Annotated in this window: 19 protein-coding genes and 1 pseudogene; 13 read left to right on the forward strand and 7 right to left on the reverse strand. The window is 72.8% G+C overall.

The window, feature by feature from the left end; genetic code table 11:
- Window positions 1–358: 358 nt before the first annotated feature.
- Together ACP4J0_RS22855 and ACP4J0_RS22860 are read right to left on the reverse strand one after the other, a co-directional pair.
- Window positions 359–553 (reverse strand): DUF397 domain-containing protein, encoded by a 195-nt coding sequence (locus tag ACP4J0_RS22855; RefSeq protein ID WP_426600524.1) that lies wholly within the window; start codon window positions 551–553, stop codon window positions 359–361.
- A gap of 3 nt (window positions 554–556) precedes the next feature.
- Entirely contained in the window at window positions 557–1,441 is an 885-nt protein-coding gene (locus tag ACP4J0_RS22860; protein ID WP_426600525.1) for a helix-turn-helix domain-containing protein, read from the reverse strand.
- A gap of 201 nt (window positions 1,442–1,642) precedes the next feature.
- On the opposite strand from ACP4J0_RS22860, the gene ACP4J0_RS22865 reads away from it, so the two are divergent.
- Together ACP4J0_RS22865 and ACP4J0_RS22870 are read left to right on the forward strand one after the other, a co-directional pair.
- A complete protein-coding gene (locus tag ACP4J0_RS22865; RefSeq protein ID WP_426600526.1) occupies window positions 1,643–2,131 on the forward strand; it encodes an ATP-binding protein in 489 nt (162 codons plus the stop codon).
- Window positions 2,128–2,712 carry a Uma2 family endonuclease gene (locus tag ACP4J0_RS22870; RefSeq protein ID WP_426600527.1) on the forward strand — a complete coding sequence of 195 codons (585 nt, stop codon included), beginning with the start codon at window positions 2,128–2,130 and terminating at the stop codon, window positions 2,710–2,712. The genes ACP4J0_RS22865 and ACP4J0_RS22870 overlap by 4 nt, the downstream gene beginning before the upstream one ends.
- Before the next feature lie 40 nt (window positions 2,713–2,752).
- On the opposite strand, the gene ACP4J0_RS22875 is transcribed toward ACP4J0_RS22870, so the two are convergent.
- Entirely contained in the window at window positions 2,753–3,289 is a 537-nt protein-coding gene (locus ACP4J0_RS22875) for an HNH endonuclease (protein WP_210962055.1), read from the reverse strand.
- Between the two features lie 309 nt (window positions 3,290–3,598).
- Between ACP4J0_RS22875 and ACP4J0_RS22880 the strand changes: the two genes are divergently transcribed.
- From ACP4J0_RS22880 to ACP4J0_RS22920, 9 genes and pseudogenes are all read left to right on the forward strand, one after another.
- Window positions 3,599–4,702, forward strand: a complete 1,104-nt coding sequence (locus tag ACP4J0_RS22880; protein WP_426600528.1) for a mechanosensitive ion channel family protein — start codon at window positions 3,599–3,601, stop codon at window positions 4,700–4,702.
- Window positions 4,703–4,711: 9 nt separating this feature from the next.
- Window positions 4,712–4,970: pseudogene (locus ACP4J0_RS22885) on the forward strand (ATPase); the annotation flags it as partial.
- 245 nt (window positions 4,971–5,215) lie between these two features.
- Complete coding sequence (locus ACP4J0_RS22890) at window positions 5,216–6,682, forward strand: hypothetical protein (protein WP_426600529.1); 1,467 nt, start codon at window positions 5,216–5,218, stop codon at window positions 6,680–6,682.
- Between the two features lie 59 nt (window positions 6,683–6,741).
- On the forward strand, window positions 6,742–7,794 hold the full coding sequence (locus tag ACP4J0_RS22895; RefSeq protein WP_426600530.1) for a glutamate ABC transporter substrate-binding protein: 1,053 nt from the start codon (window positions 6,742–6,744) through the stop codon (window positions 7,792–7,794).
- Window positions 7,795–7,853: 59 nt separating this feature from the next.
- A complete protein-coding gene (locus tag ACP4J0_RS22900; protein WP_426600532.1) occupies window positions 7,854–9,188 on the forward strand; it encodes a hypothetical protein in 1,335 nt (444 codons plus the stop codon).
- A gap of 21 nt (window positions 9,189–9,209) precedes the next feature.
- On the forward strand, window positions 9,210–12,113 hold the full coding sequence (locus ACP4J0_RS22905; RefSeq protein ID WP_426600533.1) for a tetratricopeptide repeat protein: 2,904 nt from the start codon (window positions 9,210–9,212) through the stop codon (window positions 12,111–12,113).
- Between the two features lie 3 nt (window positions 12,114–12,116).
- On the forward strand, window positions 12,117–13,511 hold the full coding sequence (locus tag ACP4J0_RS22910; RefSeq protein ID WP_426600534.1) for a PP2C family serine/threonine-protein phosphatase: 1,395 nt from the start codon (window positions 12,117–12,119) through the stop codon (window positions 13,509–13,511).
- Window positions 13,512–13,639: 128 nt separating this feature from the next.
- Complete coding sequence (locus tag ACP4J0_RS22915) at window positions 13,640–15,022, forward strand: vWA domain-containing protein (protein WP_426600535.1); 1,383 nt, start codon at window positions 13,640–13,642, stop codon at window positions 15,020–15,022.
- A 48-nt stretch (window positions 15,023–15,070) separates the two neighbouring features.
- Window positions 15,071–16,675 carry an FHA domain-containing protein gene (locus tag ACP4J0_RS22920; protein ID WP_426600536.1) on the forward strand — a complete coding sequence of 535 codons (1,605 nt, stop codon included), beginning with the start codon at window positions 15,071–15,073 and terminating at the stop codon, window positions 16,673–16,675.
- 25 nt (window positions 16,676–16,700) lie between these two features.
- Here ACP4J0_RS22920 and ACP4J0_RS22925 read toward each other — a convergent pair whose 3' ends face one another.
- The gene (locus ACP4J0_RS22925) at window positions 16,701–17,675 is read right to left on the reverse strand and encodes a methyltransferase domain-containing protein (RefSeq protein ID WP_426600537.1); all 975 of its coding nucleotides are present in this window, start codon (window positions 17,673–17,675) and stop codon (window positions 16,701–16,703) included.
- A gap of 75 nt (window positions 17,676–17,750) precedes the next feature.
- Between ACP4J0_RS22925 and ACP4J0_RS22930 the strand changes: the two genes are divergently transcribed.
- Window positions 17,751–18,164 carry a globin gene (locus ACP4J0_RS22930; protein WP_426517092.1) on the forward strand — a complete coding sequence of 138 codons (414 nt, stop codon included), beginning with the start codon at window positions 17,751–17,753 and terminating at the stop codon, window positions 18,162–18,164.
- Window positions 18,165–18,207: 43 nt separating this feature from the next.
- Here the strand turns inward: ACP4J0_RS22930 and ACP4J0_RS22935 are convergent, their stop codons facing one another.
- From ACP4J0_RS22935 to ettA, 3 genes are read right to left on the reverse strand one after another with little or no spacing between them, the layout of a single operon-like run.
- Complete coding sequence (locus ACP4J0_RS22935) at window positions 18,208–18,894, reverse strand: hypothetical protein (RefSeq protein WP_426600538.1); 687 nt, start codon at window positions 18,892–18,894, stop codon at window positions 18,208–18,210.
- Entirely contained in the window at window positions 18,891–19,301 is a 411-nt protein-coding gene (locus ACP4J0_RS22940) for an acyl-CoA thioesterase (protein WP_426517088.1), read from the reverse strand. Before ACP4J0_RS22940 ends, ACP4J0_RS22935 begins: the two co-directional genes overlap by 4 nt.
- Window positions 19,302–19,303: 2 nt before the next feature.
- Window positions 19,304–20,968 (reverse strand): energy-dependent translational throttle protein EttA, encoded by a 1,665-nt coding sequence (gene ettA, locus ACP4J0_RS22945; RefSeq protein ID WP_426600539.1) that lies wholly within the window; start codon window positions 20,966–20,968, stop codon window positions 19,304–19,306.
- Between the two features lie 240 nt (window positions 20,969–21,208).
- Between ettA and ACP4J0_RS22950 the strand changes: the two genes are divergently transcribed.
- On the forward strand, window positions 21,209–21,727 hold the full coding sequence (locus ACP4J0_RS22950) for an HAD domain-containing protein (protein ID WP_426600540.1): 519 nt from the start codon (window positions 21,209–21,211) through the stop codon (window positions 21,725–21,727).
- The last annotated feature ends 25 nt before the right edge of the window (window positions 21,728–21,752 follow it).

Consider the following 21,752-nt stretch of genomic DNA (forward strand, 5'->3'; position numbering starts at 1 on the left):
GGCGGTGGCAGACGCCTTCGAGTACGACGCCGCCCCCTGGTGTCGAGTCCGGCGCCGAACCCGCACGCGCCCGGGACCGTGGGCGGGGCGCTGATTCGGGCGAACCTGGACCACCCTCACGGCGTTCCGCACGGCGGGCGGGCGGGCGGTGCAGGCGCCCCCTGCCTCAGTCCCGACCCCGGCCGATGGCCGTCCCACTGCGGGGCCGGGGGCGGGTACCTCGCTGTAAAGCGTGAACTATTCCGGGCGAACGTCCCTTTGTCGCTCAAATGAGCGGGCCGAGGACGGAAGCGGTGAAAAGTTCACGTTTTTTGGGCAAGGCATGCCGCTCGGGGGACTCCCCCGCCGCCCCGGAACCTCAGCCGAGGGAAGCCGTGAACCGCCCCCAGGCTTCCGGCCCGAGACGGAGTATCGGGCCATCACCGGACTCCTTGGAGTCGCGCACGGCCACGGTCCGGTGACTGTTGAGGGCCACCTCGACGCATTCGCCGGAGGTGTTGCTGTAGCTGGACTTCACGAAGTCGAAGTCGAAGTCGAAGTCGAACTCGGACACCGGTCACATCTCCTGTCGGATGGCGTCGATGAGTCGGATCGAGTCGCGCTGAGCAAGACTCCGCCGGGCCGTGCGATCAAAGAGATCGCCGTACTGGCTGCTCGCCGCTTCGTTCTCCACCCACACACTGGACGCGATCGTGTCGGCCTGGACCACATCCAACGCCTCGGTCTCATTGAACGACAAGATGGTGAACGGGCCCGTGATGCACGGATGCCCTCCGGCGTGGAACGGCAGGACCTGCAGGCGGACATTGTCCAGTGCGGCAACTTCCAGGAGCCGTCCCAACTGTCCCCGCATGGTCGAGGAGCCACCGATCAACTGCCTCAACGCCGCCTCCCAGACGACGGCGTACACCTCGAGCGGGCGTTTCCCCACCAGGCGGTCCTGCCGGCGCATCCGGATGTCGACGACCCGCTCGATCTCCGAAGGATCTTCCCAGGGTCCGACCCCCTCACTGACCGCCAACGACCGTGCGTATTCAGGGGTCTGGAAGAGGCCCGGAACAAGCGACAGCTGCCAGGTGCGCACGCGACTGGCCGCGTCTTCCATGGCGATGAACTCGGTGAGCGCCCCAGGGTGCGGGGAGTCCTGCCACCACCCCTTCGCCTTGCGTCTTTCACGGTCCAGCCTGGCCAGTTCCAGCAGTTGGGCCACGGCCTCGGTATCCGCCGAACCGTAGAACCCGCACAGCGCACGAATGTCCGGATCGCGCATCGGAACCCAGCCGCGTTCCATCTTGACGATCTTCGAGTTGGTCGCACTGATGACCTCGGCGGCCTGCTGCTGCGTCATGCCCGCGGCGTCCCGCAAGCGCAGAAGTTCGGCACCGAGCCTGCGCCCGAGCACAGTTGACGTCCTGTTGCCGAGTTGCGTGGTTCGAGTCACCCCCACATGGTGCCGGACTGGAACCCTCGAGCTCCCAGCGGAGACAAATGTCTCCGATCCAGTTGCACCCAGGACGGACGAGCCGCTACTTTCGGTATTCATCCGCTCACTCTGCGGTTCCGACCTCGGCGGAAGTGCACCGTCCTGCCCCACGCAGGTACGGCAGAGACACCGCCGCCCGCACCCGGAGGCACCTCTTCCATGGCAGAACCCGTACCCTTGCCGCCGCCCGTACCGCTTCCCCACGAGGACCTGCTCGACTACACCCCCACCCAGCGCAGTGTCCCCCTCGCCCGGCGCCGGGCCGCGCGGCTCGTGGCCGGGTGGGGTCAGCCGGGCCTCGCCGGAGACGTCGCCCTCGTCGTCTCGGAGCTGATGACCAACGCCCTGCTGCACGGCAGCCTGAGAGGCCGGCTCATCCGCGTACGCCTCACCCTCGATCACCGCACCCTGCGGGTCGAGGTGAGCGATCCGCGCGGTGAGCGGTTGCCGCGTCCCCGCCCGGCAGAAGACGTCGACGAGCAATTCGGGCGGGGACTCCTCCTGGTCGGAGCGCTGACCGCGCGGTGGGGCTGGGAGCCGCGCACCATCGGCAAGACCGTGTACGCCGAGTGGGACACCCCGGCCGCCAGGGCGGATCTCCCCTACGCTGAGCGTGTGGACCCCCGCAGATCCGGAGGAGCCTTGTGACCGTGACCGCTGACAGGCCGCAGATGCTCGTCACCGAGTTCGAAGAACTCGCCCGCCACGCCGAGCGGAGCATAGAAGGCGTGCGGCTCGAGTTCATCAACGGACACCTTGGGGGGAAAGCCGTGCCCGACGGCGATCACGGACGCGTCATTCAGTGGCTGACTCGCATCTGCATGCAGCACCGGCCCGACCTGTGGCTGGACCCGACACAGGGCCTGGTGATCGAGACGTACCGTGAGGGCCGTGCCCGCCCGGACGGCTCCCTTGCCCCGGCGGAGGCCTTCGTCGGCCAGGGCGAATGGGCCGACCCCACTCCCGTCCTCATGGTCGTCGAGGTCACCTCGTACGACTCCGACACCGACCGGCGCGACCGCGTCGAGAAGCCCCGGGCCTACGCCGGGACCGGCATCCCGGTGTACCTGCTCATCGACCGGGACACCTGCGAGGTCAAGGTGCACAGCCGCCCGGACGGCGGACGGTACGAGACCGTGCAGACACTCCCCTTCGGCAAGGAGGTCGCGCTGCCCGATCCCGTCGGGATCACCCTGGACACCGAGCCGCTGAAGAACTGGGTTCGCTGACCCACCGCCCCGGCCGCACGGCGGACGAAGGCCCGGACCGTCAGGCGGAAATGCCGTCGATCCGGGCCATCGCGTCCTCCGCGCCGTACGGCTGCAAGTACGGCAGCCAGCGCGGGTCCCTGTGGCCCGTGCCGATGATGCGCCAGGCCAGACCCGTGGGCGGGGCGGGTTTGTGGCGCAGGCGCCAGCCGATCTCGCCGAGGTGGCGGTCGGCCTTGACGTGGTTGCAGCGGCGGCACGACGCCACCACGTTGTCCCACGCGTGCAGGCCCCCGCGACTGCGCGGGACGACGTGGTCGACGCTGGTGGCGACGGCGCCGCAGTACATGCAGCGGCCCCCGTCGCGCGCGAAGAGCGCCCGCCTCGTGAGCGGGACGGGCCCCCGGTAGGGAACCCGCACGAACCGCTTCAGCCGGACCACGCTGGGGGCGGGCACGGTGACGGTCGCGCTGTGCAGGTAGGCGCCGGACTCCTCGAGGCACACGGCCTTGTTCTCGAGGACGAGGACGAGCGCGCGGCGGAGCGGTACGACGCCGAGCGGCTCGTACGACGCGTTGAGAACCAGGACATGCGGCACGGATGCCTCCTTGTACGCCGGCGGCGCGTGGCTCGCGCCGGGACGATCCGTAGTCAGTCTCCCCTCATGCCTGGTGGAAGCGCCACCATGTCCCCGTAACGGGCTGGGAGTGTTTTCGACCACATGGGATGCATCCCCAGGACCGTGACCTGTTCAAGCGCGGGTGAGGACGGTCTCTCCTGTGAGCTTCGCGCCGTTCCGCACACCGTGCCCCGTTAGTGTGGTGATTCCGCCCGTCCGGTGACCGTTCCGTGACCTTGGACCGACCGCGCCGGCGGTGGGCGGCCGCTGCACCTGGAGGTATCCGCCGTGTCCCTGTCCGCCGCCGTCCTACTGGCCGACAGTTCGTCGCCGTCCCCGTCGCCGTCGCCGACGGCCCCGGCCGTGCCTTCGTTCCAGGACGCCCAGGAGAGCGCCTCGAACGCCGCCGGCTGGGTCGAGGAGAACTGGTCGACGTGGCTCGCGATCGGGCTGCGGGTGCTGCTGATCGTGGTGATAGCGGCGGTGCTCAGAGCGGTGGTGCGGCGGGCGATCACCAAGCTGATAGACCGCATGAACCGCCGGACCGGGGCGGGCGGCACCGCGCTGAGCGGGCTGCTGGTCAACGCCGAGCGGCGCCGTCAGCGCTCCGAGGCCATCGGCTCCGTACTGCGCTCGGTGGCCAGCTTCCTCATCCTCGGCACCGCCGCCCTGATGGTCCTCGGCACCTTCCAGATCAACCTGGCCCCGCTGCTGGCGTCCGCCGGTGTCGCCGGTGTGGCGATCGGCTTCGGCGCCCGCAACCTGGTCACCGACTTCCTCTCCGGCGTCTTCATGATCCTGGAGGACCAGTACGGCGTCGGCGACAGCATCGACGCGGGCGTGGCCTCCGGCGAGGTCATAGAGGTCGGCCTGCGGGTGACCAAGCTGCGCGGCGACAACGGCGAGATCTGGTACGTCCGCAACGGCGAGGTCAAGCGGATCGGCAACCTCTCCCAGGGCTGGTCGACCGCCGGCGTGGACGTCACCGTCCGCTCCGACGAGGACCTGGACAAGGTCAGGGAGACGATCCGCGCGGTCGGCGAGCGGATGAGCAAGGAAGAGCCCTGGAACGAGATGCTCTGGGGCCCGATCGAGGTCCTCGGCCTGGACTCCGTGCTGCTCGACTCCATGGTGGTGCGGGTCTCCGCGAAGACCATGCCCGGCAAGTCCCTCACCGTCGAGCGCGAGCTGCGCTGGCGCGTCAAGCGGGCCTTCGACGCGGCCGACATCCAGATCGTCGGCGGCCCCGAGGTCCCGGGGCAGGCTGCCGCGGCACCCGACCCGACGGCCGGCGTGGCGGCACCGTCGGCGTACGCGAGCACCGTGTCGCCGCAGTCCATGGCGGCGGCCCCGATCACCCCGCCGAGCACCCCGCCGAGCACCACCAAGTAGACCTGGCCCCTGGAGTGCGGGCGCGTCGGCCAGACCGGCGTGGCGGTCGTGACGGCCGGCCGGGGAGGTCCTCGCCACGGCCCGCGACGGCGCCTTCCGGCCGCCCGCCGTGGGCGTGGAACGGGCCGTGGACGCCCTCGCCCGGACCGTGACGGCGGCCTTCGCGACGGCGGGCGTCACCTCCGTCGGCCACGTCTCGGCGTGCCTGGCCAACGCCGACCCGCCCGTGGAGGAGGAGCGGCCGGCCCCCGGGGCCCCCGCACGGGCGCGGGCGCACTTCGCCGCCTGAGCCCGCCGGCCGGTCAGCCGGTCGGAGCGGTCCGGCGGGGAACCGGACCGGGTTCCGGGGGCGTGTTCATGGGCAGGGGTGGTGCGTCGGACCGGGACCGGGACACAGGCGCCGGCGCCGGGCGCCGGGACACCGGGACCGGATCAAGATCGGTGAAGGCCGGTGCGAATGTCGGCTCGGGCAGCGATACTTGCGGCGACGGATGACCATGGGGGAGGTCAGCAGTGACTCGACCGCCGAAGGGCAGCGCGGCGTCGCCACCGGGCGCGGGCATGCCCACCCTGCCCGCCGTGCCGCCGCAGCCCCGTCCGTCGCCCCAGCAGCGGCCCGGCGGCCTCGCCCCCGCCGCGCCCCCGCCGTCGCCCCGGCGCACCGCGTTCGCCGAGGGCGTGGACCGGCTGCGCGCGGCGGCCGTCACCGAGCCGGGACGGCTGCGCATCATCGGCGCGCTGCTCGCCGCGCTCGTCCTCGCCTTCGGCGCCGTCACCGCCTGGCAGATGCACGACCGGTCCGCGGCGGCCGACGACGTGCTGCACCGCAGCCAGCCACTCACCTCCGAAGCGGCCGACATCTACCGCTCCCTGGCCGACGCCAACACCGCGGCCTCCAGCGGGTTCCTCGCCGGCGGCCAGGAGACCAAGGCGTCCCGCGACCGGTACGAGAAGGACATCCGCGCCGCCGCCGAAGGGCTCGTGCAGGCCGCCGCCAACTCCGACGCCGCATCCTCCTCCGCGGCGACCATCACCGAGCTCAACCGCCTCCTGCCCGAGTACAAGGGCCTCATCGAGCGCGCCCGCACCTACAACCGCCAGGGTTTCCCGGTCGGCGGCGCCTACCTGCGCCACGCCAACGCGATGATGCAGGAGCAGATGCTCCCGAGGGCGGAGGACCTCTACACGACGGAGAACCAGCGGCTGCGCGCCGACTACGCCGACGCCGAGCCCTACCCCTGGGCCGCGCTGGCCCTCGGCCTCCTCGCGCTCGCCGCCCTGGCCTGGGCGCAGCGCCGCGACTACCGGCGCACCCACCGCGTCCTGAACCAGGGCCTGGTAGCCGCCACCGCCGCCACCACGACCGTCCTGCTGTGGCTGGTCGTCGGCCACAGCGTCGCCCGGTCGAACCTGACCGACTCCTACGACCACGGAGTGCGCTCGCTGAACGTGCTGCACGACGCCCGCATCGCCTCCCTCAAGGCCCGGGGCGACGAGAACCTCACACTGGTGGCGCGCGGCGCGGAGACGACGACGGTGGACGGCACGACGTACGACACGTACGACTTCTCCCACGGCAAGAACATGGACACCCTCCGCAAGGCACTGGCCGAAGCGGCGCGGCTCGCGGACGACGAGGCGGGCGAGCGGCCGGTCACGGCGGCGAACGACGACATGACGGAGTGGAAGAAACGCCACGCGTCGGCCCGTGAACAGGACGAGAACGGCAACTACCAGCAGGCGCTGGACCTGGTGATCGGCAGCGCGGACAGCACGGTCGAGCCCACCGTCGAGTGCTTCGACGGCGTGGACGCCGCGCTCGCCACCGCCCTCGCCCACGAGGGACGGGAGTTCGAGCAGGCGGCGGGCGACGGCCTGGACGCGATGGGCTACCTGCCGCAGGGCGCCGGCGTCCTCGCCGGGCTCGGCGCGGCCGGCGCGCTGCTGGGCATCGGCCGCAGGCTCTCGGAGTACCGGTGAAGCGGGGCGCGGACCCGGCGGACGGGTGGAAAGGGATACCCGTGGAAGGAGGAGCGAGGATGCGTGCACGACGACTGCGGAGCGGCCTGAAGGGCTGGGGCGGTGTGGGGGCGATGGCCTTCGCCTGCGCCCTCGCCGTGCTCTTCGCCCTGCTCCTGCCGGTGGTCCGCCCGCACGGCGAGGGCGACGGCAGCGGAGTCAGCACCGCCGGCCACGGCGTCGCCCACGGCAGCCGGGCACGCGCCGCCGAGGAGTGCACGGACCCGGAGAAGCAGAGCCTGTCCCCGGACGACGCCGACGGCCCCACCATCGACGCGATCAAGAACCGCCGGGGCGAGAAGCGCAAGCTGATCGTCGGCGTCGACCAGAACAGCTACGCCTGGGGCTACCGCGACCCGAACAGCGGCGGTGCGGCCGAGCTCGAGGGCTTCGACATCGACCTGGTGCACCGCATCGCGAAGGACATCCTCGGCGACCCGGACGCCGTGCAGTTCAAGGCGATCCCCACCGACCAGCGCATCCCCGCGATCCAGGACGGCCGGGTCGACATGGTGGTCCGCACGATGACCATCAACTGCGACCGCCTCACCGAGGTCGCCTTCTCCGCGCCCTACTTCAGGACCGGACAGCAACTGCTCGCGCCCAAGTACTCCGCCATCACCGGATACGACGCCACGCTGGCCGGCAAGAAGATCTGCACGGCGCAGGGTTCGACGGCGAACAGCACGCTGGTGAAGGACCAGTCGGACGGCAGGCCGGCCGCCGGCGCCGACCTCGGCACCACCGTGCCCAACCAACTGGACTGCCTGGTGAGGCTCCAGCTCGGCGAGGTCGACGCGGTCGTCACCGACGGCGCGCTCGCCGCGAGCCAGGCCGCACAGGACCCCGCGGTCGAACTGAAGGGGGACGCCTTCACCACCGAGTACTACGGCGTGGCGATGAAGAAGGACGCCGACGACCTGGTACGCCGGGTCAACCAGATCCTCGTGGAGTGGCACGCGGACAAGGCCGGGGGCTGGCAGCACTCGTACGACGTGTGGCTGTCGGAGACGATGGGCGGGGACGCGGCGAAGTCTCGGCCCCCGGCCCCGGTGTACCGGGGCACGAGCTGAACGACCGCCGCACCGCAGGGAAGAAGCACGCACAAGTCCGCGACAGCGAAAGGTGATCGATGGGCGACACGGGACCCACCGGGCCGGTGATGGACCGGGACGAGGTGGACCGTGCGCTGGCGCGGCTCGGCGCGGAGCACGAGGCGGTCGAGACCTCACTCCTCGCCCTGCAGGACCACGCGGGCCGCAGACTCCTCGAAGGCGCCGAGCTCACGGGAGTGACCGGCGAACGCTGGGCCGCCGCGGAGGCGTCGATCACGCTGCTGTGGACCTACTTCGACGCGTACACGGGCGCGCTGCGCACGGCCAGGGAGATCCGCTCCCGGCGCCGCTGGTCCAGCCGCGAGGACCTGGCCGAGCTGACCGAACTGCTGCGCGGCGAGGCCGTCACGGTGGCCGGCAGCGCCACCGCCACGGCCGCGGCGCCCACCCTGAACGGCGCTCCGGGCCGCCTCAGCGAGCGGTACTCGCTGGCGACGCTGGTGGACCGGATGAACCAGCTGTACGCGACCTCCCTCGACATGGTGGTCGCCGCCGACGCGGTGTGGTCGGCGCTGCCCGCACGGATCGATCTACTCGCCGCCGAGCTGAGGCGCACCCGCGAACTCGCGCACTCCGTGGGCGTCCGCCCCGGCGAACACCCGGCCGGCGACGACCTGGAACGGATCACCCGCACCCTGACGAAGCTGCGGGAGCAGGTGGTGTCCGACCCGCTGGCCTTCTGGCTGCCCGCGGAGGGCAGTGCGGCGCCCGGCGGCGGCCGGCCGGACACCACGGTGTACGACCGCGAGGCGCGCGCCCTGGAGGAGGTGCGCCGCGAGATCGACGCCGTACTGGCCGTGCGCCAGGACGCCGAGCAGCGGATCGTACGGCTGCGGGACGTGCTCTCCCGCGCGGACCGCACGCTCGCCGAGGCCCGCACCGCGCGCGGCGAGGTACTGGCGAAGATCGCCGCGACGGAGGTGCCGGTGGTCAGCGGGCCGCCGACCGTGCTGCAGGAACAGCTGGCGGCGGCCGCCGAGTACCGCAGACACGCGCAGTGGCACCGCCTGTCCCCCCTCCTGGAGTCGCTGGAGGAGAAGGCGGAGGACGAGCTGCTGCGCGCCCGCGAGTCGCTGACGGCGGTCACGGCGCCGCTGGCGGTCCGGGCCGAGCTGCGCGGCCGGCTCGACGCGTACAAGGCGAAGATGGCCCGGCTCGGTTTCGCCGAGGACCCCGAGCTGGTCGAGAAGTACGAGAAGGCACGCCGCATGCTGTGGAGCGCGCCCTGCGACCTGCGCGTCGCCGGTCAGGCCGTGCTGCGCTACCAGCACGCGGCGGCCGAACTGCTCGGCTCCGCCCCGCACGTGCCCGGACAGGGCGGGCCGGTGGACCGGACGGGGCCCGGCGCGTGAGCGACGAGGGGAGGCGGCGTCATGAGTGAGACACCGCGGACGTGTCAGTGTCCCGGCTGCGACGGGACCTACGAGGACATGGGCGGCGGCGAGCTGTACTGCGACACGTGCGGTCTCGCGCCGGTCGTCCCCGCCAACGGTGTGTTCGGCTCGACGCCGGCCGGGACCACCGGCGACGGCCGGGGCTCGCGCGGTTCACGCGGCTCGGCGGGCAGCGGGAGCGCACGGTCCGGCAGCCGCGGCTCCCGTACGTCGTCGCAGTCGTCGAAGTCCCGGCGTTCGGTGTCGGGACGGCTCTCGCGGTCGGTGTCGGGCCGGTCGACGAGCCGGTCGGTGTCGGTACGCAGCTCCGGTTCCCCCGCCGGTTCCTCCCCGCGCGGCCGCCTCGGCGCCGGCCTGGTCGAGGTCCCGGTGATCCCGCGGCCCGACCCGCGCGCGATGGTCCTGGACAACCCCGAGGTGCCCGAACGGAAGCGGTTCTGCTCACGCTCGGACTGCGGCGCGCCGGTCGGACGGTCGCGCGGCGAGCGCCCGGGGCGCACGGAGGGCTTCTGCACCAAGTGCGGCCACCCGTACTCGTTCGTGCCCAAGCTGAAGACCGGGGACGTCGTGCACGGCCAGTACGAGGTGGTGGGCTGCCTCGCGCACGGCGGGCTCGGCTGGATCTACCTCGCCGTCGACCGTGCGGTCTCCGACCGCTGGGTGGTCCTCAAGGGCCTGCTGGACACCGGCGACCAGGACGCGATGGCGGCGGCCATCTCGGAGCGGCGGTTCCTCGCCGAGATCGAGCACGCCAACATCGTGCGGATCTACAACTTCGTCGAACACCTCGACCAGCGGACCGGGTCGCTGGACGGGTACATCGTCATGGAGTACGTCGGCGGCAAGTCGCTGAAGGAGATCGCCAACGCACGGCGCTCCCCGGAGGGCAGGCGGGACCCGCTGCCGGTGGAGCAGGCCTGCGCGTACGGCCTCGAGGCGCTGGAGGCACTCGGCCACCTGCACAGCCGCAACCTGCTCTACTGCGACTTCAAGGTCGACAACGCCATCCAGACCGAGGACCAGCTCAAGCTGATCGACATGGGCGCGGTACGCCGGATGGACGACGACGAGTCCGCCATCTACGGCACGGTGGGATACCAGTCGCCGGAGGTCGCCGACGTCGGCCCGTCCGTGGCGTCCGACCTGTACACCGTCGGCCGCACGCTCGCCGTGCTGACGTTCGACTTCCAGGGCTACACCAACGTCTACGCCGACTCCCTGCCGGACCCCGACACCATCGACGTCTTCCGGCGGTACGAGTCGTACTACCGGCTGCTGGTGCGTGCCACCGACCCCGACCCGGCCCGCCGGTTCGCCTCCGCGCAGGAGATGGCCGAGCAGCTGACCGGAGTGCTGCGCGAGGTCGTCTCCCTCCAGACGGGCCACGCCCGGCCCGCCGTGTCCACCCTGTTCGGGCCCGAGGTCAGGGTGACGGACACGGAGTTGTTCCCCCGGCCGGACGGTGACGTGTCGCGGCTGGGGGCGCGGGAGCCCCGTAGGAGGCGGCGCGGCACCGGTGCGGCGGTGGCCCGGCGGCCGGGCGGCGCGGGCACCGGCCCCGCGCTGCCGGGCGGGACGAGCGCGGCGGTCGGAGCGCCCGGCGGAACGGGCACGGACGTCGGAACGGGCGGCGGAACGGGCGGCGCCCTCGGGACGTCGGGCGGAACGGGCGGGGGGCTCGGCGTCTTCGGCGCGTCGGGTGGGGGCCTCGGCGTCCCCGGCGCGACGGGCGGAGGTCTCGCCACCTCCGGCGCGACGGGCACAGCGCACGCGCACGGAGCCTCCGGCGGGTCGGGCGCGCACGTCGGGCAGCACTCCGGCAGTGCGGGCGCGGGCGCGGGCTCCGCGCCGCCGGGTGCGGAAGGCGCGGGTGGCGGCACGGCCGGTGACGGCGTCTCCGGCCTGGTCAAGCCCGCCGACGCGCCCGTCGCCGCCCTCGCACTGCCGGTGCCCCGGGTCGACGCCGACGACCCCAACGCCGGTTTCCTCGCCGGCCTCATGGCGTCCGCGCCGGGTGAACTGCTGACCGCGCTGGCCGCCGCGCCCGCGCCGTCGACCGAGACCCGGCTGCGGCAGATCCGGGCCCGGCTGGAGAACGGCGACGCGCCCGGCGCACTGGAGGCCCTGGAGACGCTGGAGGGCGAACGGCCCGACGACTGGCGGGTCGTCTGGTACCGGGGGCTGGCCGCACTGACGACCGGCGACCACGAGGGCGCCGCACTGGCCTTCGACGCGATCTACGACGCCTTCCCCGGCGAGATCGCGCCCAAGCTGGCCCTGGGCCTGTGCGCGGAGGTACTGGGGCAGCTCGACAACGCCGCCGAGTACTACCGCCTGGTGTGGTCGTCCGACCCGAGCCATGTGAGCGCCGCGTTCGGGCTGGCCCGCGTCCAGCTCGCCGGCGGCGACCGGACCGGTGCCGTACGGACGCTGGAGTCGGTGCCGGAGTCGTCCATCCACTGCACGGCCGCGCGCGTGGCGGCCGTACGGGCACGGCTGCGGCAACGCACGGCGAGCGCGGGCGACGTGGCGTTCCTGGACGATCTGGTCGCCGCGGCGCGGCAGGTCGAGGCGTTGGACGTGTACGGTCTGGATCCGGCGCGGCGCGAGCAGCTGTCGGCCGAGGTCCTCGGATGTGCGCTGGACTGGGTACTCTCCGGAGGTCGGGGTTCCGTCCCTCCCCCACTCTCGGCTCCGCCCGAGCGGAGGGACCCCCGTGCCGCCGGGGGCCGGACGCTGCTCGGCAGTAGCCTGGACGAACGCGGCCTGCGTTTCGGCCTGGAGCGTTCGTACCGCACGCTGGCCCGGCTGGCGCGGGGCGGCGAGGAGAGGATCGACCTGGTGGAACGTGCCAATCGTTACCGCCCCCGGACGTGGGTGTAGTTGATGTCGCAGATGCCCCAGCAGGCCGCTGTGCCGAAGTGCCCGAGCTGCGAGGAACCCCTCGAGTCGGGTGACCGTTTCTGCGGTGCCTGCGGATACGACCTGTCCGCCGTGCCCGCGCGGCCCGAGGACAGCCCGGCGGTCGCCGTCAACGGCTCGGTGCCCGCCCCGACGCCGCCGCCGGACGGTGTGGACCGGCCCGCGGCCCGGGACGCGAACGGCTTCGGCCGGACCGCCCCGGCGCACCCGGCGGCCGGAATGCCGGATACCGGCTGGGGCGGCCCCCCGCCGCCGCCACCGCCCACGGCGCCCCCGCCACCACCGCCCACGGCACCGCCGATGCCGGCGGCACCGCCGCAGCCGGCCGCGGCCGGCGTGCGGTTCGACGGTCCCGACCACGCGCGGGAGCCCGACGAGTACCCGCTGCAGGCGCCCGACCCCCGGCCGGCCGCCGAGCCGGTGCCGTCCGCGCCGGCCGCCGACGGGAAGGTGTGCGTGGCCTGCCGCGCGGGCCGGGTCGACGACGACGGCTACTGCGAGACCTGCGGACACGCCCAGCCCCGCGAACGCGACCACATGGAGCAGGAGTCCGGGCCCGTCGCCGCGGTCAGCGACCGCGGCCTGCGCCACCACCGCAACGAGGACGCCTTCTCCGTCGGCTGCACCGCGCTGCCCGACGGCGCCCCCGCGACCGTGGCGATCGTCTGCGACGGCGTGTCCTCCGCGACCCGTCCCGACGACGCCTCGCTGGCCGCGTCCAGGACGGCCGGCCAGTCACTGCTCGCCGCCCTGCCCCGGGGCACGCATCCGCAGCAGGCCATGCACGACGCCATCGTCGCCGCCTCGCACGCCGTCAACGCGCTGGCGGACGAACCGGCCACCGCCCGCGAGCAGGCCCCCCACCAGAACGCGCCCGCCTGCACGCTGGTCGGCGCCGTGGTCACCGCGGGCCTGCTGGTCGTCGGCTGGGTCGGCGACAGCCGCGTCTACTGGGTGCCGGTCGACCGGAGCACACCGCCCGCCCGGCTCACCGAGGACGACTCGTGGGCCGCGCAGATGGTCGCCGCCAACCTGATGAGCGAGGCCGAGGCGTACGCCGACGAGCGCGCCCACGCGATCACCGGCTGGCTCGGCGCCGACGCCTACGAACTGGAGCCGCACACCGCGTCCTTCAAACCGGACCGCCCGGGTGTGGTCGTGGTCTGCACGGACGGCCTGTGGAACTACGCCGAGTCGGCCGAGGAGATGGCCGAGGTCATGCCCCTCGACGCGGCCACCCGTCCGCTGCACAGCGCCCGCGTGCTCGTCGGTCACGCCCTGGACGGCGGGGGCCACGACAACGTAACAGTGGCCCTCCTGCCGTTCCCCGCGCCGCCGCAGGGGGCAGGATCGGCCTGAGGCCCCCGCCCGGGTACACGGGGACGGGTGCGCACGCGGGGGCCGCTCTCGCGGGCCGCAGGGGGCGGTCCGCGCCAGCAGCCATCGCCCCCACCACCGTGGGGGCGTAGAGGGGGATGCGAACCGGCATGACCAATTTCTCGAAGTCGAACGTGCCGCAGTTCTCGGTGGACGTCTACCAGAACGAGTACCTGCCCGAGGGCGGCCGTGAGGTCAACGCCATCGTGACGGTCACCGCGACCGGCGGCGGCACGATCGGGAGCGCGGTGGCAGCGCCCCACCTGTACTCACCGGGCCAGGGCCCGTCGGCGGCCGTGGCGGTCATGGTCGACTGCTCGGGTTCGATGGACTACCCGCCCACCAAGATGCGCAACGCCCGCGACGCGACGGCCGCCGCGATCGACACCCTGCGCGACGGTGTGCACTTCACGGTGATCGGCGGCACGCACGTGGCCAAGGAGGTCTACCCGGGCGGCGGCCGGCTCGCGGTCGCCGACGCCACCAGCCGGGAGCAGGCCAAGCAGGCACTGCGCCGGCTGAGCGCGGGCGGCGGCACCGCCATCGGCACCTGGCTGCGGCTGGCCGACCGGCTGCTGTCCACCGCGGACGTCGCCATCCGCCACGGCATCCTGCTCACCGACGGCCGCAACGAGCACGAGTCGCCCGAGGACCTCAAGGCGGCGCTCGACTCCTGTGCCGGCCGGTTCACCTGTGACGCCCGCGGCGTGGGCACCGACTGGGAAGTGAAAGAAGTCACAGGCATCGCCTCCGCCCTGCTCGGCACCGCCGACATCGTCGCCGACCCGGCCGGCCTCGCCGCCGACTTCACGCGGATGATGGAGGCGGCCATGGGCAAGGAGGTCGCGGACGTCGCCCTGCGCCTGTGGACCCCGGTCGGCACCACGGTGAAGTTCGTCAAGCAGGTCGCGCCCACCGTCGAGGAGCTGACCGGCCGCCGCACCGAGGCGGGCCCGCGCTCCGGCGACTACCCCACCGGGTCCTGGGGCGACGAGTCCCGCGACTACCACGTCTGCGTGGAGGTCCCGGCCGCGAACCTGGGCCAGGAGATGCTGGCCGCCCGCGTCTCCCTGGTCGTCCCGGAGCCCGGAGGCGCCTGGCTCCCGGGCGCGATGGGGAGTGGAGGAGGCGGCGTCCGCAGCCTCGGCGCGCAGGGTCTCGTACGGGCCGTGTGGACGGACGACATGGCCGCCTCCACGTCGATCAACCCGCAAGTCGCCCACTACACCGGGCAGGCCGAACTGGCACAGGTCATCCAACAGGGTCTGGATCTGCGCAAAGCGGGCGACATCGACGGAGCAACGGCCAAACTGGGCCGTGCGGTTCAGCTCGCCGGAGTCTCCGGAAACGCCGATACGGCGAAACTGCTTGCGAAGGTGGTGGACGTGGTCGACGCGGCGGCAGGTACTGTGCGACTGAAAGCGAAGGTCGAGGAGGCCGACGAGATGACTCTCGAGACCCGGTCGACAAAGACTGTTCGTGTAAAGAAGTGACGCAGGACGACCACGCTCCACAAGCCCGCAAGAGAGGGAAGCACCGACATGCCGACCTGCCCGAACGGACACCAGTCGGGTTCCGACGACTGGTGCGAGGTTTGCGGTCACCGCATGGCCGGTGCCGTCCCGCCCCCTCCTCCGCCCCCGCCCCCGGGCGGCGGCTACGGCTTCCCGCCGCCGGCCGGCCCGGGTGGCCCGGGCGGCGGCCCCGGTGGCCCGGGCGCCGGTCCCGGTCGTCCCGGTGGCCCGGGCGGCGGTCCCGGGGCTCCCGGCGCCGAGCCGCAGCTGTGCCCGCAGTGCCGTACGCCGCGTGAGGGCGGGGCACCGTTCTGCGAGGAGTGCCGGTGGAACTTCCTCACCAACACGGCCACCTCGTACACGCCGGCCGCCCCGCGCCCGCCGGCGTCCGGCGGCCCGGCGCCGCACTTCCAGCAGCCGCCGGCGGGTCCGTCGTACGGCGGCGGTGACTCGTACGACTACCAGAGCTCCCGCCCGTCCCGGATGAACCGGCCCGCCGAGCCGATCCCCCCGGGCCCGCCGCCCTTCGGCGGCCCCTCGGGGCCGGGCGGCCCCGGTGGTGGCCCCGGCAGTGGCCCCGGTGGTCCGGGCAGCGGTCCTGGGGGCCCGGGCAGCGGTCCCCAGGGTCCAGGCAGCGGTCCCCAGGGCCCGGGCGGCCCGAACGGCCCCTCTGGTCCCTTCAACCCCAACGGCCCCGGTGGGCCCGGCGGTCCCAACCGCTCCGGCGGTCCCGGCGGTCCCAACGGCCCTGGTGGGCCCGGCGGTCCCGGCGGCCCCGGCGGCCCCGGCGCATACGGTGGCCCCGGTGGCCCGAACGGGCCTTCCGGTCCGTCGGCCCCACCCGGTTTCGGTGCCGACCCGTCACGGCCCGTACCGCCGCCGCCCGGTCCCGGTGGATCCGGGAACGGCGCCCCTCAGGGGTACCAGCAGTCCGGCCCACCGGCCCCGCCGGCCTTCCCGCAGGAGACCAACCGGCCGCAGCAGGGCGGTCCCTCCTTCGGCGGCGGCGGTGACGACTGGGTGCTCTCCCCGCCGTCGTCCACCGGTCACGGAGGACCGGGTGGCGGCCCCGGCGGCCCCGGCGGCCCCGGTGGTCCCGGTGGCCCCGGACCGGCTCAGGGCGGCGGCTACGGCTACCCGCAGCCCGGCGCGGCCCAGACGCCGCCGCCCCCGCCCGGCAACGGCTTCCCGCAGCAGCCCCAGCAGCCGCAGCGGCCCCAGCAGCCGACGACCTGGACGGCGACGATCGGCCCGGACCGCGACTACTTCATGGCGATGATGCAGCGCTCCGGTCCCGAGGCCGCGGGTCTGAACCTGCCCGCGTACTCGCCCGAGCAGCAGCGCACGCTCACCGGCAACCAGATCACCATCGGCCGCCGCCGGCACTCCACCGGCGACACCCCCGACATCGACCTGGCCGTGCCGCCGGAGGACCCGGGCGTCTCGCACCAGCACGCGATGCTGGTGCAGCAGCCGGACGGCACCTGGGCGGTCGTCGACCAGAACTCGACGAACGGCACCACGGTCAACGGCGGCGAGGAGCCGATCCAGCCCTTCGTGCCGGTGCCGCTCCAGGACGGCGACCGGGTGCACGTCGGCGCCTGGACGACGATCACGGTCCGCCGGGGCTAGCCGGGGCCCGTCACCGGTCCGTACGTCAGGTGAAGGGCCAGGCGTACGGGCCCTCCGGGTCGTCCAGCCAGGCCCAGGCCCGTTCGCCGCTGACGGTGATGCCGTAGCGCTCACGGCCCGGGGCGTCCTCGCGGTCCCACAGCGCGTACGCCTCCTGCGGGTCGAGCCGGCCCCGGCTCAGCGCGAGCAGGAAGCGGTACAGGTCGTTCTCCCGGGCCCGGCGCGGCACCCCGCCGAGGCCCGGCGTCTCCGGCTCGGACCGGTCCGCGCCGCGCAGGGGCACGAAGTACGCGGGCGTGTGCAGGAAGCGCCCTTCGGCGTGCTCCGCGTCGCGGACCGTGAGGACGACCAGGCCGGTGGCGAGCGGCGTCAGGATCCGGCCGCCGGGGCGGCACTGGGCCGGCCAGGCACGCGGGATCGAGGACAGCGCGCAGGTGGCGAGGATCCGGTCGTAGGGGGCGCGCTCGGGCACCCCTCGGGCGCCGTCGCCGGTGACGACGGCCGGGTGGTATCCGGCGGCGGCCAGGTGCCGGCGGGCCGACTCGGTGATGTCGGCGTCCAGGTCGATCGTGGTGACCAGGTCGTCGTCGCCGAGCCGGTGGGCGAGCAGGGCGGCGTTGTAGCCGGTGCCCGCGCCTATCTCCAGGACCCGGTCACCGTCCCTCACTCCCAGCTCCACCAGCATCATCGCCATCAGCGACGGCTGGCTGCTGGAGGAGAGCAGTTCACCGTCGCGCAGCCGGGTGGCCAGCGGGGCGTCGGCGTACGCGCCGCGCACCCAGCGCTCGCGGGCCGCCCGGTCGGGGTGCTCGCCCCACCGGCGTTCGTAGCCCCCCAGGACGCCGACGTAGTAGTACGGCACGAAGAGGTGGCGCGGCACCGCCTCGAACGTCTCCCGCCAGACCGGGTCGGCGGCCCAGGCGCCGCTCAGCTCGATCTCCCGCACCAGCTCCGCCCGCGCGGAGGCGGCGAGGCCGTCCAGATCCTGGTGCCCGCCCATGTCTCCACAGTACGGGCCCGACGGCGGGCGGTGGAGGTCCTAAGCCTCAAGTCCTATGTCCACGCGTCTGAGACCATGGACGACGTGAATGAGATTCGGCGCGGCACGCTTCAGGAGCAGACCTTCTACGAGCAGGTCGGCGGGGAGGAGACCTTCCGTCGGCTCGTCCACCGTTTCTACCAGGGGGTGGCCGAGGACCCGCTTCTGCGGCCGATGTACCCGGAGGAGGACCTCGGCCCGGCCGAGGAGCGTTTCGCGCTCTTCCTGATGCAGTACTGGGGCGGCCCCACGACGTACAGCGACAACCGCGGCCACCCGCGGCTGCGGATGCGCCACGCCCCGTTCGTCGTCGACCGGGCGGCGCACGACGCCTGGCTGAAGCACATGCGGGTCGCCCTCGACGAGCTGGGGCTCTCCGAGGAGCACGAGCAGACGCTGTGGAAGTACCTGACGTACGCGGCCGCCTCGATGGTCAACACCCCGGACTGACCGAAGGCCTGTCGGGGAGGGGGCTGCGGGTCGCGGCGGCCGGTCAGCGCACGCTGATGCCCAGCGCCCCGGTCCCCGCCCGGCGCAGGACGACGGAACCATAGGGCGTGCGCAGCCGCAGCCACGCGCCCGAGGAGAACAGCTTCGGGGCGTCGTCCGCGCCGGACGTCCCGGTGGGGCGCAGGAACCCCAGTGACTGGGCCGCGTGCACGGCCCGCACCGGCAGCGCCGTGTCCCCGACCGTCCGGGACCACATCTCGCGTCCGATCCGGTCCAGCTCCGCCCGGGTGCGCCGCTCGGGCGGCAGCTGTGCCGTGCGGGCGCGGAACTCCGCCACCGCCGCGGCGACCAGCGCGCGCAGGTTGTCCGGGGCGGGCAGCCCCGGATCGGGCCGCCAGCCGCCGCGCGGGGGCAGCACCCCGGCCCACGGAGGCCCGGTCACCGCGCCCGGAACACCGGCTGTCGCCGCCGGCTCGTCCACCCGCTCCAGCAGCTCACCGGCGGACACGGTCACGTCCAGCGTGACGTCGATTCCGTTCTCGTACGGCTTGGCCAGCCGCACCGCGCGCACGGCCAGCACGTCGAAGGAGGGCGGCCGGCCGAAGACGGCGAGGGCCGTGCCGGCCGCCTGCAGGCGCACCGCCGCCGAACGGTCGTAGTGGAGCAGGCGGGAGAGGAAGCCCGCGAGATCCGCGGCCTCCCCCTCGTCGGCCAGATGGAGCACCGTCATGCGGCGACGGCCCCCTCCTTGTCGTCCGTGTACTCCCGGAGGAACTCGCGTTCCTCCTCGGTGATCCGGCGGGGCCGCTGCGTCTCGAAGTCGAACGGCACGATCACCGTCGAGGCGCGGACGTAGACCTGGTCGCCGTCCTTGACCTCGTAGGTGAGCGTGAAGGAGGCGGCCCTTATCTCCGTGACCCACAGCTCGATGTCGACCGGGTGGTGCCGGTGGACGAGCTGCCGCTTGTAGTCGATCTCGTGGCGCGCCACCACGGACCCCTGCTTGAAGTCCTTCTCCGGGCGGAACAGGAAGTCGATACGGGCCTCCTCCAGGTAGCGGAGGAAGACCACGTTGTTGACGTGGCCGTACGCGTCCATGTCCGCCCAGCGCAGCGGGCAGCGGTAGATGTGCCGCAAGATCAGCCCCGGGTCAGCTTCTTGTAGGTGGCCCGGTGCGGGCGTGCGGCGTCCGCGCCGAGCCGCTCGACCTTGTTCTTCTCGTACGACTCGAAGTTGCCCTCGAACCAGAACCACTTGGACTCGCCCTCGTAGGCGAGGATGTGCGTGGCGACGCGGTCGAGGAACCACCGGTCGTGGGAGACGACCACGGCGCAGCCGGGGAACTCGAGCAGCGCGTTCTCGAGGCTGCCGAGGGTCTCGACGTCGAGGTCGTTGGTCGGCTCGTCGAGGAGGAGCAGGTTGCCGCCCTGCTTGAGGGTGAGCGCGAGGTTGAGCCGGTTGCGCTCACCGCCGGAGAGCACCCCGGCCGCCTTCTGCTGGTCCGGTCCCTTGAAGCCGAAGGCGGAGACGTACGCCCGCGAGGGCATCTCCACCTGCCCGACGTTGATGTAGTCGAGCTCGTCGCTCACGACGGCCCAGAGCGTCTTCTTCGGGTCGATGTTCTCGCGGCTCTGGTCGACGTAGGAGATCTTGACGGTGTCGCCGACCCTGATGCTCCCGGAGTCCGGCTCCTCGAAGCCCTGGATCATCTTGAAGAGGGTGGTCTTGCCGGCGCCGTTGGGGCCGATGACACCGACGATGCCGTTGCGCGGCAGGGTGAAGCTGAGGTCGTCGATGAGGAGCTTGTCCCCGAAGCCCTTGGTGAGGTTGTTGACCTCGACGACGACGTTGCCCAGGCGCGGGCCCGGCGGGATCTGGATCTCCTCGAAGTCCAGCTTCCGCATTTTGTCGGCCTCGGCGGCCATCTCCTCGTAGCGGGCCAGACGGGCCTTGGACTTGGCCTGGCGCCCCTTGGCGTTGGACCGCACCCACTCCAGCTCGTCCTTGAGCCGCTTGGCGCGCTTGGCGTCCTTCTGGCCCTCGACCTTGAGGCGGGTCTGCTTGGTCTCCAGGTACTTGGAGTAGTTGCCCTCGTAGCCGTGCAGGCGGCCGCGGTCGACCTCGCAGATCCATCCGGCGACGTTGTCCAGGAAGTACCGGTCGTGGGTCACGGCCACGATGGTGCCCTCGTACTTGGCGAGGTGCTGCTCCAGCCAGTTCACCGACTCGGCGTCGAGGTGGTTGGTGGGCTCGTCGAGCAGCAGCAGGTCGGGCGCCTCGAGCAGCAGCTTGCAGAGCGCGACGCGGCGCTTCTCACCACCGGAGAGGTTCACGACGGGCCAGTCGCCGGGCGGGCACCCGAGCGCGTCCATGGCCTGCTCCAGCTGGGCGTCGAGGTCCCAGGCGTTGGCGTGGTCGAGCTCCTCCTGGAGCTTGCCCATCTCCTCGAGCAGGGCGTCCGAGTAGTCGGTCGCCATCTGCTCGGCGATCTCGTTGAACCGGTCGAGCTTGCCCTTGACCTCGGCGACACCCTCCTGGACGTTCTCCAGGACGGTCTTCTCCTCGTTCAGCGGGGGCTCCTGGAGCAGGATGCCGACCGTGTAACCCGGCGACAGGAACGCGTCGCCGTTCGACGGCTGCTCCAGCCCCGCCATGATCTTCAGAATGGTCGACTTACCGGCGCCGTTCGGTCCGACCACGCCGATCTTCGCGCCGGGCAGGAAGCTCTGGGTGACGTCATCGAGGATCACCTTGTCGCCGTGCGCCTTGCGCGCCTTGCGCATGGTGTAAATGTACTCAGCCAAGAGAAACCGTCCGGCAGCTTGATCAGGCAGTGGGCAGATACACCCCATCTTGCCGCACCGCCACCCCTGTGAGGAAACGCGTTCCCTACGAGGGCTCTGACCTGGGGTTTCCTGGTGGGCGCCCGAGCCTCGCCTGTCCCTGTCGGTCGCCGTCGGTCGGCCTCGGGCACTTTCGCACGACCCGGGGACGGCCCAGGCCGAGGGTGCCGCGCCCCCACCGTGCTGGGCTACGGTGCGGCCGTGACCAGCGCATCGGAGCGCCCCCTCCTCTTCCTCGACGTCGACGGACCGCTGATCCCGTTCGGGTCTTCGGCCGGCCAGAAGGAGGTCGCCGCCGCCTCCTCCTCGACGGCCGTCGATCAGGGGAACCCGCTGCTGGTCCGACTCGACCCCGGGATCGGGGCGCGCCTCATGGCTCTGGGCTGCCGGCTCGTCTGGGCGACGACCTGGATGGACGAGGCGAACGAGGTGGTCGCCCCGCGCATCGGCCTGCCGAGGCTGCCGGTGCTGGAGTGGCCGGACACCGACGCAGGAGGAACCCCGCGGGGCCTCCACTGGAAGACTCGCCCCATGGTCGAGTGGGCCGCCGGCCGGCCCTTCATCTGGGTCGATGACGAGATCAGCGCCATGGACCGCCTCTGGGTCGACGCCGGCCACCCCGGGCCTTCACTGCTGCACCAGGTCGAGCCGGCCAAGGGCCTCGAAGACGCCGACTTCTGCGCGCTCACCGGATGGCTCGATGCCGTCGCGCCGAGATGAGCACCGCCTCAGAAATCGGAGACGG

Source organism: Streptomyces sp. WG7 (assembly GCF_049975785.1).
Lineage (GTDB): Bacteria > Actinomycetota > Actinomycetes > Streptomycetales > Streptomycetaceae > Streptomyces.

Excerpts from the sequence above, each read along its gene's own strand:
- ACP4J0_RS22865 (WP_426600526.1), top strand. The coding sequence starts at position 1,643 with ATGGCAGAACCCGTACCCTTGCCGCCGCCCGTACCGCTTCCCCACGAG.
- ACP4J0_RS22895 (WP_426600530.1), top strand. The coding sequence starts at position 6,742 with ATGCGTGCACGACGACTGCGGAGCGGCCTGAAGGGCTGGGGCGGTGTG.
- ACP4J0_RS22900 (WP_426600532.1), top strand. The coding sequence starts at position 7,854 with ATGGGCGACACGGGACCCACCGGGCCGGTGATGGACCGGGACGAGGTG.
- ACP4J0_RS22905 (WP_426600533.1), top strand. The coding sequence starts at position 9,210 with ATGAGTGAGACACCGCGGACGTGTCAGTGTCCCGGCTGCGACGGGACC.
- ACP4J0_RS22910 (WP_426600534.1), top strand. The coding sequence starts at position 12,117 with ATGTCGCAGATGCCCCAGCAGGCCGCTGTGCCGAAGTGCCCGAGCTGC.
- ACP4J0_RS22915 (WP_426600535.1), top strand. The coding sequence starts at position 13,640 with ATGACCAATTTCTCGAAGTCGAACGTGCCGCAGTTCTCGGTGGACGTC.
- ACP4J0_RS22920 (WP_426600536.1), top strand. The coding sequence starts at position 15,071 with ATGCCGACCTGCCCGAACGGACACCAGTCGGGTTCCGACGACTGGTGC.
- ACP4J0_RS22925 (WP_426600537.1), bottom strand. The coding sequence starts at position 17,675 with ATGGGCGGGCACCAGGATCTGGACGGCCTCGCCGCCTCCGCGCGGGCG.
- ACP4J0_RS22930 (WP_426517092.1), top strand. The coding sequence starts at position 17,751 with ATGGACGACGTGAATGAGATTCGGCGCGGCACGCTTCAGGAGCAGACC.
- ACP4J0_RS22935 (WP_426600538.1), bottom strand. The coding sequence starts at position 18,894 with ATGACGGTGCTCCATCTGGCCGACGAGGGGGAGGCCGCGGATCTCGCG.